Raw genomic sequence first — 13,616 nt, forward strand, 5'->3', positions numbered from 1 at the left:
CGGTTACGACCATGTTTGCAAGGCATTGCAGAATGTTTCGGCAAGGGTTAGCGTGCGGCCATTCAGCGACCAGAGGAAGGCGTCGATGAAACAGCCGCCGGTACCGCGCACCACCCTGGCCCTCGTCTCCCTGCTCACCGTGACGCTCGTCGGCACCTCGGTCGCCGTGCCCCCGGCCGCCACCGCGGCCCCTCGCCCCTCCGGGGCCGTCCCGGTCGGCGGCGCCACCCAGTGGACCAGCGAACCCACCGCCGAGGCGCTGGTGAAGGCCGGTGGCGGCTCCGCGCGGGCCGAACAGTTCTACTTCGTCCTGCCGGACCGGTTCGCCAACGGAGACCCCCGCAACGACCGGGGTGGCCTGACCGGTGACCGGCTGCGGACCGGGCTCGACCCGACCGACAAGGGCTTCTACCACGGCGGTGACCTCAAGGGTGTCATCGACAGGCTGGACTACATCCAGGGGTTGGGCACCACCGCCATCTGGCTCGCCCCGATCTTCAAGAACCGACCGGTGCAGGGCTCCGGCGATGACATCTCGGCCGGCTACCACGGTTACTGGATCACCGACTTCACCCAGGTCGACCCGCACTTCGGCACGATGGCGGAGATGAAGCGGCTGGTCCGGCTCGCCCACCAGCGCGGCATCAAGATCTACCTCGACGTGATCGTCAATCACACCGCCGACGTCATCAAGTACGCCGAGGGCTCCTACGCGTACGTCGACAAGGCGGCCTCGCCGTACACCGACGTGCGGGGGCAGGCGTTCGAGGACCGTAACCACGCCGACGGCAGCCGGGCGTTCCCGCCGGTCGACGAAACGTCGTTCCCATACACGCCGACGTTCGACGAGCCGACGGACGCCACCGTCAAGGTCCCGGCCTGGCTGAACGACGTCACCATGTATCACAACCGGGGTGACTCCACCTTCGCGGGTGAGAACAGCGAGTACGGCGACTTCTTCGGTCTCGACGACCTGTGGACCGAGCGGCCCGAGGTGGTCCGGGGGATGACCGAGGCGTACGGGGACTGGATCGGCGCCACCGGCGTTGACGGGTTCCGGCTGGACACCGTGAAGCACGTCAACATGGACTTCTGGCCGCAGTTCAGCCAGGGCATCGAGCGGGCCGCCGAGAAGGCCGGCAAGAAGGACTTCTTCATGTTCGGCGAGGTGTACAGCGCCGACCCGGAGATCAGCTCCCGCTATGTCCGGCAGGGCGGGCTGCCGGCGACCCTCGACTTCGCGTTCCAGGAGGCCGCCCGGGGTTACACAGCCGGTGCGGGCTCGGCGAAGGCGCTCGCCGACGTGTACGCCCGCGACGACCTCTACGCCGCCCGGAACACCGACGCGGGACGGCTGCCCACCTTCCTGGGCAACCACGACATGGGCCGGATCGGGTCGTTCGTCGCCGCCGGTGGCACCGACCCGGCCAGTCATCTGCGCCGGGACCAGCTCGCACACCAGTTGATGTTCCTGACGCGTGGCCAACCGGTGGTCTACTCCGGTGACGAGCAGGGCTTCACCGGGCCCGGCGGGGACAAGGACGCCCGGCAGGACATGTTCGCCTCGAAGGTGCCCGACTACCTCGACGACGACCTGCTCGGCACCGACCGCACCCATGCCGCCGACCAGTTCGACACCGGCCACCCGCTGTACCGGACCATCGCCGAGCTGGGGCGGTTGCGCCAGGCCCACCCGGCGCTGCGCGACGGTGTGCAGGTCAGCCGGTACGCCGCCGACGGCCCGGGTGTCTTCGCCGCCTCCCGGGTCGCCCCCTCCGACCGGATCGAGTACGTGGTGGCGGTGAACAACGCCGACACCGCGCAGACTGTCACCGTGGACACCTGGTCGGCCGGCGCCACCTTCACCGGCATCTACGGCGACACCGGCCGTGCCACGGCGAACGCCGACGGCAGGCTGACCCTCACCGTGCCGGCGCTGTCGGCTGTGGTGCACCGGGCGGGCACCCCCGTCGCACGGCCGACCGCCGCGCCGCGCATCTCTCTCACCACCCCGGACGCGCCGGTCGCCACCCGGGTTGCGGTGACCGCCCAGGTGACCGGTGACCCGCTCTCCACGGTCACCGTCGCTGCCCGGGTCGCGGGCGGTCGGTGGACGTTGCTGGGCAGCGCCGACCGCGCACCGTACACGGTGCAGCACGACCTGACCGGCCTGGCCGGCGGCACCCGGGTCGAGTACAAGGCGGTGGTCCGCGACGGTCGGGGTCGCACCGCGACCGCTCGGTCCACCGCCACCGTCGGCACGCCGCCGCAGGGCGGGTCCCGGGAGTGGGCGGTGGTGCACTACCAGCGCCCCACCGGCGGGTACGACGACTGGGGGTTGTACGCGTGGGGTGACGTCGACCCGGCGTACGCCACCGAGTGGCCCGAGGGGCAGCCGTTCGCCGGGGAGGACTCCTACGGCCGGTTCGCCTGGGTGAAGCTCAAGCCGGGCGCGACGTCGGTGGGTTTCGTGGTGGTCGACGAGGACGGAAACAAGGACGTCGCCCAGGACCGCAGCATCGACGTCACCGCCACCGGGGAGGTCTGGCTCAAGCAGGGCGACCCGACGGTCTACCCGACTCGGCAGGCGGCCACCGGTGAACCGGACCCGCCGGCCGAGGAGGACACCGCGGTGATCCACTACCGGAGGGCCGACGGCGACCACGACGGCTGGGGTCTGCACGTGTGGGACGGCGCGGCCGACCCGACCGACTGGTCCGCGCCACTGAAACCCATCAGGACTGACGCGTTCGGGGCGGTGTTCCGGGTGCCGCTGGCGGCCGGTGCGACCGGGCTGAACTACATCATCCACCAGGGCGACACCAAGGACCTGCCCGACGACCAGCGGCTCGACTTCACCAGCGCGGGCCGGGAGGTGTGGCTGCTCGCCGCCACACCGGGCCGGTTGCTGCCGCCGACGCCGACCCGCGCCAGCGGGGACACCGACATCACCCGGCAGAAGGCGCACTGGATCGACAGGTCCACAGTGGCGTGGCAGACCCCGCCGACCGACGGCAAGACGTACGCGCTGGTCGTCGCACCCGAGGGCGGGATCGGTGTGGCCGACGGGGAGTTGACCGGGGCGTACACCACCCTGCCGTTGCGGGCGCAGCGCAACGGGCTCACCGAGGCCCAGCGCACGGCGTTTCCGCACCTGTGGTCGTACCGCAGCTTCACGCTGGACCGGCGCGACCTGGCCGAGGTCCCGGCGGCGCTGCGGGGGCAGGTGCTGGTGACCGAACGCGACGCCTCGGGGGCCCTGCTCGCGGCGACCGGCGTGCAGATCCCCGGCGTGCTCGACGACGTGTACTCCCGGGCCACCGACGCCACCCTCGGTCCGAGCTTCGACGGCCGGACGCCGAGCCTCGCGGTGTGGGCGCCGACCGCGCGGACCGTGACGGTGCAGCTGTTCGACTCGCCGACCGCCACACCGAAGGCGGTGCCGATGCGCCGCGACGACCGTACCGGCGTCTGGTCCGCGCGTGGCGACCGGAGCTGGACCGGCAGGTACTACCGCTACCAGGTGCGGGCGTGGCAGCCGGCGGCGCAGAAGATGGTCAGGGCGTCGGTGACCGACCCGTACTCGGTGGCCCTCGCCGCGGACTCCACGCACAGCCTGCTGGTCGACCTGAACGACGCGGCGCTGGCCCCGCCGGGCTGGCGGACGCTGCGCAAACCTCCACCGGTGCCACCGGCGAAGGCGCAGGTATCCGAGCTGTCGGTACGGGACTTCTCCATCGCCGACGAGACCGTGCCGGCCGAGCGTCGGGGGACGTTCCTCGCCTTCACCGACCCGAGAACCGCCGGGATGACCCACCTGAAGGCACTCGGCGACGCGGGCGTCACCCACCTGCACCTGCTGCCGGCCTTCGACTTCGCGACGATCCCGGAGAAGCGGGCCGACCAGCGGCAGCCGACCTGCGACCTGGCGGCGCTCCCGCCGGACTCCGCGGAGCAGCAGAAGTGCGTGGCGGCGGTCGCCGATACCGACGGCTACAACTGGGGGTACGACCCGCTGCACTACACGGTGCCCGAGGGCGGTTACGCCGTCGACCCGACCGGTGCGGCGCGGACCATCGAGTTCCGGCGGATGGTCGCCGGGCTGAACGGCGCGGGTCTGCGGGTGGTCATGGACGTGGTCTACAACCACACGGCGGCGGCCGGCACCGACGCGAAGTCGGTGCTCGACCAGGTCGTGCCCGGCTACTACCACCGGCTGCTGGACGACGGTACGGTGGCCGACTCCACCTGCTGCGCCAACACCGCTCCCGAGCACGCCATGATGGGCAAACTGGTCATCGACTCGCTGGTCACCTGGGCCCGGCAGTACAAGGTGGACGGTTTCCGGTTCGACCTGATGGGTCACCACCCGAAGGCGAACATCCTGGCCGTACGCCGAGCACTGGACCGGCTGACCGTCGCCCGCGACGGGGTGGACGGCAGGTCGATCCTGCTCTACGGGGAGGGCTGGAACTTCGGCGAGGTCGCCGACGACGCGCGCTTCGTCCAGGCCACCCAGGCGAACATGGCCGGCACCGGCATCGGCACCTTCAACGACCGGCTCCGCGACGCGGTTCGCGGCGGTGGACCGTTCGACAGCAACCCGCGCGCCCAGGGCTTCGCCTCCGGGCTCTACACCGACCCGAACGGCGACGAGGTCAACGGGTCGCCGGCCGAGCAGAAGGCGCGCCTGCTGCGCGCCCACGACCTGATCAAGGTGGGTCTGACCGGCAACCTGCGCGACTACCGCTTCACCGACACCGCCGGACGGCAGGTCACCGGGGCGCAGGTGGACTACAACGGCTCCCCGGCCGGCTACACCGCCGCACCGGGGGAGGCGGTCACCTACGTCGACGCGCACGACAACGAGATCCTGTACGACGCGCTGGCGTACAAACTGCCGCAGGCCACCTCGGCGACCGACCGTGCCCGGATGCAGGTGCTGGCGCTCGGCACCGTGGTGCTCAGTCAGGGCACCGGGTTCGTCACCACCGGCACCGAACGGTTGCGGTCGAAGTCGCTGGACCGCAACTCGTACAACTCCGGTGACTGGTTCAACCAGATCCGGTGGGGCTGTGAACGGGGCAACGGGTTCGGTGCCGGCCTACCACCCGCGGCGGACAACGAGGACAAGTGGCCGTACGCGAAGCCGCTGCTGGCGGACCCGACGTTGGTGCCCGACTGCGCGGCGATCGACACCACCGACGCCCGGTACGCCGAGCTGCTGCGCATCCGGGCGTCGTCGCCGGTGTTCGGGCTGGCCACCGCCGAGCAGGTCCAGCGACGGGTGGCGTTCCCGCTGTCCGGGGCGCAGGAGACGCCGGGCGTGCTGACCATGACGTTGGACGTGCGCGGGCTGGGCGGACAGTGGACGTCGATCACCGTCGTCTTCAACGCCACCCCGAAGACGGCCACGCAGACGCTGACCGGTCTGCGTGGGGCGGACGTGGCACTGCACCCGGTGCTCGTCGACTCGGCCGACCCGGTGCTGCGTACGGCCTCGTTCGACCGGTCCGCCGGGACGTTCACCGTCCCGGCGCGCAGCGTGGCGGTCTTCGTCCAGAGGTGACACGGAACCGGCCCCCTCCCGCTGGTGCGGAAGGGGGCCGGCTCGTTGGTGCTCTGCTATCTCGTCACCCGAAGGGTGATCAGGCGAAGCAGTTCTCGATGGTCCCGCCCGGGATGGCCAGGCAGTTGGTCGGGCGGTTGGCGGTGATCGCGGACTTGTCGTCCACGTTCACGTTCCCGAAGAAGCTGAAGACACCGCCCGGAGCGAAGGTGGAGAAGTTGTGGGCGACCTTCGTCTTCGACAGGTTGACCTCGCCGAAGATGTTGAAGATGCCGCCGCCGACCCCGATCGGCCCGATGGCCCGGTTGCCGACGACCTCGCTGTCCCGCAGCGTGGTGACGCTGAAGGCGTTGAAGAGCCCGCCGCCGAAGAACCCGGCGGTGTTGTCCTTGATGCTGCTCTTCTCGAACGTGGCCACGCTGTCGAAGGCGATGGCCACACCGCCACCGACACCGGCGGTGCTGTTCTTCTCCACCGAGACGTGGTGCAGGTTCAACTGGCTGTCCGCCGCGGCGATACCACCACCGGCGAGGACCGCGGTGTTCGAGACGAACTTCGTCTCGTACGCCGTGGTGTTGCCCTCGATGTCGAGGTAGCCACCGCCGAAGCCGAGCGTCTCGTTGTCGGTGATCTCGGCCTTCTTGAGCTCGACCGTTCCGCCGTCGACGTCGTCGGCGAAGATCTCCGCGGCGCCGTTGGAGATACCGCCACCACCGATGATGGCCGTGTTGTCCTTGATCTTCGACTCCTCGACCTTGAGCAGGCCGGCGTTGAAGACACCACCACCGAAGAAGAAGGCGGTGTTACGGGTCACGGTGCTGTGCCAGATCTTCGTGGTGCCGAAGTTGGCCACACCACCACCGTTGCCGCCCGACTGGTTCAGGACGACCTCGGACTCCAGGATCTCGGCGGTGCCACCCGGCTGGACCAGGATGCCGGCACCGTCGGTAGCCTCCGGCTGCTCGACGAGCGGCGTGACGACGCCGCCCTTGGCAGCCGGCGCGGCCTTGGCCGTGACCTTCGGCGCGGCCTTGAGGCCGGCCTTCGGGTTGGCCTGCCGGGCGGTGAGCGCCTCGTTCAGCGGCGTGCCCGCCTTCACCTGCGCCGCGATCGCCTCGGAGTCCGAGTACGACGCCCAGACCTCGGCCGGCTGGACGCTGTTGAACAGTTCGAGGGTCTGGCCACCCTTGATGGTCAGGCCCTTGATGGTGAGGTGACCGCCGCTGCCGACGTTCAGGATGCGGAAGTAGTCCGCCGTGGCCTCCCGGGAGATCGTGGTGTGCTCACCCTTCAGGGTGATGCGCTCGGTGATCACCGGCAGGCCGTTGCCCTGGTAGTCGTTGCGGGTCAGGTTGTAGGTGCAGCCCTTGGCCAGCTCCAGCACACCGCCGTGCTTGCTGTTGGCGAAGATGATCGCCTGGATCAGCTTGTCGGTGTCGCAGGGCACCTCCTTCCCGCGCTCGTGGTCCTTGTCCCGGTCCTTGTCCTTGTCCCGGTCCTTGTCGTCCTTGTCCTTGTCCCAGTCGCGCGACTCGTCACCCCGCTGGTCGCCGTCCTTGCTGACCTGCGCGGTGTTCCAGTTCAGGCCGACCGCTCCGGCGCTGCCCGCGACGCCCACCGCCGCGAGACTGATCACGCCCGTCAAACCGGCCACGCCACTGGCGAGCCAGAGCTTGCGGCGGCGCTTGGCCGTCGCCCGCCCGGAGGCTTCGTTGTTCGTTAGGTAGTTGGACATCGGAGCTCTCTGCCCTCTCCTCGTACCAGACAGGGTCGCCGCCGTCAGACGGGCGTCCCCTGCTACAAATCGGTTGTAGCTCCCAAAACCACCGTATGAGAAGGTTCCTCGCCTCGTGGGCTTATCCGAGAGAACCCCACATTCGGTTCATCTTCGGCGCGGACCGGCCGGGAGGGCTTGTTGGGGACGGCGCCCCCGTAGGGCCCCTGAGCTGCCCAAATGGGTACGCCCCTCCGTGCCGTGACCGGCTCGGAGGGGCGCACCCTCTATGTGGATCAGCCATCCGTTCCGGTCAGAAGCAACCGGGAACGTTCAGGCAGTTGGTGGGGCGGTTGGCGGACACCGCGGACTCTTCGTCCAACCGGACGAAGCTGCCGAGGCCGTTGGAGATGCCGCCGGGCGGAAGGGTGGCGAAGTTGTGCGTCACCTTCGTCCGGCGGAGGGTGATCTCGCCGCCATCCGTGTTGTAGATACCGCCGCCGCTGGCCAGCGGACCGATGGCCCGGTTGCCCGTCACCTCGCTGTCGCGCAACGTGGTGACGCTGTCCTCGTTGAAGAGGCCGGCGCCGAAGAATCCCGCGGTGTTGTCCTTGATGGCGCTGTCCTCGATCGTCGCGACGCTGTCGAAGGCGACCGCCAGGCCACCGCCCACGCCGGCGGTGCTGTTCTTGACCACCGTCGCGTGCTTGAGCGTGAGCCGGCTGTCGGCCACCGCCACGCCGCCACCGGCGAGGACCGCGGTGTTGTCGCTGACCTTCGTGTCGTGCAGGGTCGTGGTGCCCTCGATGTCCAGGACGCCACCGCCGAAGCCGAGCGTCTCGTTGTCGGTGACCTCGCTCTTGTAGACCCAGACCGAGCCGCCGTCGACATCGTCGGTGAAGATCCGGGCCGCCCCGTTGGAGATGCCGCCGCCGCCGATGATGCCGGTGTTGTCAGTGATCTTCGACTCGTCCACCTGGAGCACCCCGGCGTTGAAGATGCCGCCGCCGAAGAAGAAGGCGGTGTTGTGGGCCACCGTCGTCTTGCTCAGTCTGGTGCTGCCGAAGTTGGCCAGCCCGCCGCCGTTGCCACCGGACTGGTTGTAGAGCAACTCGCTGTCCAGGATCTCCGCACGTCCACCGGGCTGAACCAGCACCCCGGCGCCGTCGGTGAACCCGGGCTCCTCCACCAACGGGGTCACCGCCGGCGCGGCTAGCGGGGTTGCCTTGGTCGCCGCTGCCGCCTGGGCCTTGGCGGTTGCCTTCGGCTCGGCCGCTGCCGTGGTTGCCGCCGCCGTGGCTTTCGACGCCTTGGCCTTCGGCGCCGTCGGCGTGGCCTTGGCGGCGGCCTTCGGCTTGGCGGCGGCCTTCGGCTTGGCCGCTGCCTCCGGCTTGGCCGCCGCTGCCGGCTTCGCCGCCGGTGCTGCGGCCGGCTTGGCTGTCGTGCTGGTCACCGTGGAGCGGACCATCGAGGAGTACGGCGCCCAGACCGCCGCCGGGTCGGCGGTGATCGCGGCTTCGAGGGTCTGCCCGCCCCTGATGCTCAGGCCCTTGAGGGTGAGGTGCCCGCCGGGGCCGACGTTGAGGATGCGGAAGTAGTCCGCGGTGGCCTCCCGGCCGATCGTGGTGTGCTCGCCCTTGAGGGTGATGGGCTGGGTGATCACCGGCAGGCCGTTGCCGTCCTGGTTGCGGGTCAGGGTGTAGGTGCAGCCCTTCGCCAGTTCCAGTACGCCGCCGCGGTCGTTGTTCGCGAACGTGATGGCCTGGATCAGCTTGTCGCTGTCGCACGGGACCTGCTTGGTGCGGTCCTTCTCGTCGCGCTTGTCGTCCTTGCCGGACCGGTCGTCGAAGCCGCTCCAGTCGTCGCCGCTCCACTCGTCGTCCCGACCGTCGGTCTTCGAGCCACCCTCGTCCGCGCCGCCGGCGTCACTGACGTTCTGCCGGTCGGTCGACGGCTGCGCGTCCGAGACCTGGTCGGATTTGGGCTTGTCGTCCCGGGCGGCCACGCCACCGAGGGCCGCCAGACCGACCACACCGGTCAGCCCGGCCACGCCGGCGACCCACAGCGCCCGCCTTCGTCGTGTCGGCGGAGCTGTCGAGGCCCCGCCGTCGGTACTCGTTACGTCGTTGGACATCAGAGCCTTCCGCCCTTTCCTGCTACCAGACGGGGTCGCACCGCCTGGGGCGCCACGACCAGCTACAAATGGGTTGTAGCCTCTGATCCCCACCGTATGAGAACCATCTTCGCGATGCGGACGTATCCGAGATAACCCCGCATTCGGCTCAGGTCGGTTGACGTCGGGCAACCGGTTCGGGGTGGTTGAAAGGGGGCGTGAGCAGCGCAAACGCCGACGGAAAGCGCAGCCTCACCCACGAGTCGCGGCGTGATCCACTCCACGTCGCCGATATCGCGCTGTCCCCGCGGCCGGATACCGCCACTTCGGCGATATGGAGTGGATCAGGCGCCGGGCCTCGTGCCGGGCCTGGCGGAGCGCGGCGGGGCGTGGCGGGGCGGGGCGGGGCGCGGCGGGGCGGGGCCTGGCGGGGCGCGGCGGGGCGGGGCGGGGCCTGGCGGAGCGGGGCGCGGCGGGGGCGGGGCGCGGCGGGGCGGGCTGGAGACGGGTCGGGCCGCGACGGTGAGTCGTCGCGGCCCGAGGGTGAGGTGCTGGTGGCGCGGTCAGCCGGGCAGGCGGGGGCCGGCCTCGCGCTGCTCGGCCAACCAGGTCTCCACCTCGTCGGAGGTGCGGGGCAGCCCGGCCGACAGGTTCGTCGCGCCGGTCGCGGTGACCAGCACGTCGTCCTCGATCCGGATGCCGACGCCGCGCAGCTCGGCGGGGACCAGCTCGTCCTCGGGCTGGAAGTACAGCCCCGGCTCGACGGTGAGCACGTAGCCCTCGCCCAGAGCGCCGTCGCGGTACGTCTCCTTGCGGGCGTTCGAGCAGTCGTGCACGTCGATGCCGAGCATGTGACCGAACCCGTGCAGCGTCCAGCGCCGGTAGACGGTCGACTTCTCGTCCATCGCCTCGTCCACGCTCACCGGCAGCAGACCCAGGTCGGACAGGCCCTCGGCGAGAACCCGCATGCAGGTCAGGTGGACGTCCTTGAACTTCACGCCGGGGCGGATGGCGTCGATGCCGGCCTGCTGCGAGGCGTACACGATGTCGTAGACCTGGCGTTGCAGGGCGGTGAACCGGCCGCTCACCGGCAGCACGCGGGTGACGTCGGCGGTGTAGAGGTTGCGGCCCTCGACGCCCATGTCCATCAGCAGCAGGTCACCCGGCCGGGTGGTGCCGTTGTTGTGCACCCAGTGCAGGATCGTGGCGTGTTCGCCGGCGCCGACGATCGAGCCGTACCCGACGTCGTTGCCGTCATGGCGCGCCCGCAGCGCGAAGACACCTTCCAGGAGCCGCTCGGAGACCGCGCGGTCGGCCGGGAGGATCCGGGCCACGTCCTCGAATCCGCGCACGGTGGCGTCGATCGCGTCCTGGAGTTGGCCGATCTCCCACTCGTCCTTGACCAGCTTCATCTCCGAGATGGCGATGGCCAGCTCCCGGTCGCGGGCCGGCTGACCCTCGGCGCGGGCGCCGTCGTACTGGCGCACGGCCGCGTCCACCTGGGCGTCGAAACCACGCAACACGCGGGTACGCCCCGGCGCGAGGTCGGCGAGGGTCGCCTCCAGGCCGGTCAGGTCGGCGGTGGGCAGGCCCAGCTCGGTCGACTTCTCGGCGAGGGTGTGCCGCCGACCGACCCACAGCTCGCCGTTGCGGCTGCGGAAGAACTCGTCGGTCTCCCGGGACGACCGGGGTCGCATGTACAGCGTCGCGTCGTGGCCCGAGCCGTTCGGTCGCAGCACGAGCACGCTGTCCGCGTCGTGGTCGCCGGTCAGGTAGGCGAAGTCGCTACCGGGCCGGAACGGGTAGTCGGTGTCGTTGGCCCGGACCTTGTCGGTGCCGGTGGGGATGACGAGTGTCTCGCCGGGGAAGGCCGCCGAGAGCGCGGCGCGCCGCTTCGCGTAGTTCGGCGTCTCCGGGCGAGGCGTCACGGGCAGCGCGGTGTCCCGCCAGCCCTGCCGCATGAAGGACAGGAACGCCTCCGGGAAGTCCGGATCGTGTGATTCCGTACCGTCCGTCGTCGTACCGTCGGTGCGTCCCTCGGTCATTGCGCCGCTCCCTCCGCTTCGTTGCTGGTCCCGACGGTACCGCGCGTCCGGTTCGCGGTGCCGCCCGCCGGGAGCGGGCCGATCGACGGACGCCTGCGACGGGCCGACAACGCGCGTGGAAAGATGGCCATCATGTGCGGACTTCTGGCCTTCTTCAGCGCGAACGGTAATGCCGCCGCGCATCGCGACCACATCGCCGGAGCGTTGGAATGCCTGCACCACCGCGGCCCCGACGAGACCGGGGTCGAGGTGGTCGGCGACGCTTCCGGCCGGTACGCGGACGGCGTGTTCGCCCACAAGCGGCTGGCGATCATCGACGTCGCGTCGAGCCACGAACCGCTGCCCTACGCGAACGGTCGTTACCTGCTCACCTTCAACGGTGAGATCTACAACTACATCGAGCTGCGCGAGGAGCTGATCAGGAACTTCGGCGCGCAGTTCGCCACCGCCGGTGACGGCGAGGTGATCGTGGCGGGCTACCACTTCTGGGGCGAGCAGGTGCTCACCCGGCTGCGGGGCATGTTCGCCTTCGTCATCTGGGACCGGCAGGAGCGGCGCGCCTTCGGTGCCCGGGACTACTTCGGCATCAAGCCCATGCACTACCTGGAGACCGCCGACGGTCTCTACCTGGCGTCGGAGAAGAAGGCGCTGCTGCCGTTCGCGCACAGCAACTACCAGGGCGACGCGGGTGTCGACCCGGCCAACCTGAGCCACTACCTGACCCTGCAGTACGTCCCCGAGCCGGGCACCCTGCACAAGGGCATCAGTCGGATCGGCTCGGGGGAGTACCTGACCTGGACCCCGGGCGGGCGGATCGACGTACGCCGGTGGTACCGGCCGGTGTTCCGGCCGGCGCCGGTCGACGACGAGCAGAAGCTCTACCACGAGATCCGGGAGACGCTGCGGGAGAGCGTGCGCATGCACATGCGCTCCGACGTGCCGGTCGGCTCGTTCCTGTCCAGCGGCATCGACTCCACGGCGGTGGTGGCGCTGGCCCGCGAGTTCAACCCGAACATCCTCACCTTCACGGTCGGCTACGACGTGCCGGGCTATTCGGAGATCGACGTCGCCCAGGAGTCGGCGCGGCACCTGGACGTCACCACGATCCCCACCAAGATCGGTCCGCAGGACATGATCGACGCGCTGCCGAAGATCGTCTGGCACCTGGACGACCCGGTGGCCGACCCGGCGCTGGTGCCGCTCTACTTCGTGGCGAAGAAGGCCGCCGAGCACGTCACAGTGGTGCTGTCCGGCGAGGGCGCGGACGAGTTCTTCGGCGGCTACACGATCTACCGGGAGCCGCTGTCGTTGGGCACCGTCAACGGTCTGCCCGGCGGGGTGCAGAAGGGCCTGCGCGCGGTCTCCAAGGCGATCCCGCAGGGGGTCAAGGGCAAGAGCTTCCTGGAGCGCGGCACCACCCCGATCGAGGAGCGCTACTACGGCAACGCGCGGATGTTCACCGAGGAGGAGAAGCAGCACCTGATGCGGCGCTACGACCCCTCGGTGCGCTACACCGACGTTACCGCCCCGATCTACGCGGAGTGCACCGAGCTGGACGACGTCACCAAGATGCAGTACGTCGACCTCTACACCTGGTTGCGCGGCGACATCCTGGTGAAGGCCGACCGGATCTCGATGTCGCACTCGCTGGAGGTGCGGGTGCCGTTCCTCGACCGTGAGGTCTTCGACGTCGCGGCGAAGATCCCGGTCGACCTGAAGCTGCCGCCGCGCTCCGACGCCACCAAGTACGCGATGCGTCAGGCGTTGCAGGGTGTCGTGCCGCCGGCCATCGTCAACCGGAAGAAGTTGGGCTTCCCGACCCCGACCCGGGTCTGGCTGCGCGGTGAGATGTACGAGTGGGCCCGGCACGTGCTGAGCACCTCGGGCGCGGGTGACCTGCTCGACCTGTCGTACGCGCTGCGACTGCTCGACGAGCACAAGCGGGAGGAGGCCGACCACTCCCGCAAGGTGTGGACGGTGTTGATCTTCTGCATCTGGCACGCCATCTTCGTGTCGAAGACGCTCGACCCGGGCATCCAGCGCAACCAGTCGGCCCTGCTGACCAAGCCGGTCGTGGGCTCCATGGTCCGCTGACCCACCGTTCCACCTCGTCGATCAAGAGGTTTGCGTCATCGGAACGGCTCCGGATGACGCAAACCTCTTGATCAACTATTC

Annotated in this window: 5 protein-coding genes; 2 read left to right on the forward strand and 3 right to left on the reverse strand. The window is 69.9% G+C overall.

Features of this window, described 5'->3' with window-relative positions; all coding sequences use genetic code 11:
* Positions 1–85: 85 nt before the first annotated feature.
* Positions 86–5,569: a pullulanase-type alpha-1,6-glucosidase gene (pulA, locus tag O7617_RS22155; protein ID WP_282257870.1), complete on the forward strand. Its 5,484-nt coding sequence runs from the start codon at positions 86–88 to the stop codon at positions 5,567–5,569.
* 79 nt (positions 5,570–5,648) lie between these two features.
* Here the strand turns inward: pulA and O7617_RS22160 are convergent, their stop codons facing one another.
* From O7617_RS22160 to O7617_RS22170, 3 genes are all read right to left on the reverse strand, one after another.
* Complete coding sequence (locus O7617_RS22160; protein WP_282257871.1) at positions 5,649–7,304, reverse strand: hypothetical protein; 1,656 nt, start codon at positions 7,302–7,304, stop codon at positions 5,649–5,651.
* 292 nt (positions 7,305–7,596) lie between these two features.
* The gene (locus tag O7617_RS22165) at positions 7,597–9,417 is read right to left on the reverse strand and encodes a right-handed parallel beta-helix repeat-containing protein (protein WP_282257872.1); all 1,821 of its coding nucleotides are present in this window, start codon (positions 9,415–9,417) and stop codon (positions 7,597–7,599) included.
* Between the two features lie 542 nt (positions 9,418–9,959).
* Positions 9,960–11,441: an aminopeptidase P family protein gene (locus tag O7617_RS22170; protein WP_282257873.1), complete on the reverse strand. Its 1,482-nt coding sequence runs from the start codon at positions 11,439–11,441 to the stop codon at positions 9,960–9,962.
* A 132-nt stretch (positions 11,442–11,573) separates the two neighbouring features.
* On the opposite strand from O7617_RS22170, the gene asnB reads away from it, so the two are divergent.
* The gene (gene asnB / locus O7617_RS22175; RefSeq protein ID WP_282257874.1) at positions 11,574–13,535 is read left to right on the forward strand and encodes an asparagine synthase (glutamine-hydrolyzing); all 1,962 of its coding nucleotides are present in this window, start codon (positions 11,574–11,576) and stop codon (positions 13,533–13,535) included.
* Positions 13,536–13,616 lie beyond the last annotated feature (81 nt).

The sequence above is a fragment of the Micromonospora sp. WMMD1155 genome (assembly GCF_029581275.1).
Lineage (GTDB): Bacteria > Actinomycetota > Actinomycetes > Mycobacteriales > Micromonosporaceae > Micromonospora.

Excerpts from the sequence above, each read along its gene's own strand:
- pulA (WP_282257870.1), top strand. The coding sequence starts at position 86 with ATGAAACAGCCGCCGGTACCGCGCACCACCCTGGCCCTCGTCTCCCTG.
- O7617_RS22160 (WP_282257871.1), bottom strand. The coding sequence starts at position 7,304 with ATGTCCAACTACCTAACGAACAACGAAGCCTCCGGGCGGGCGACGGCC.
- O7617_RS22165 (WP_282257872.1), bottom strand. The coding sequence starts at position 9,417 with ATGTCCAACGACGTAACGAGTACCGACGGCGGGGCCTCGACAGCTCCG.
- O7617_RS22170 (WP_282257873.1), bottom strand. The coding sequence starts at position 11,441 with ATGACCGAGGGACGCACCGACGGTACGACGACGGACGGTACGGAATCA.
- asnB (WP_282257874.1), top strand. The coding sequence starts at position 11,574 with ATGTGCGGACTTCTGGCCTTCTTCAGCGCGAACGGTAATGCCGCCGCG.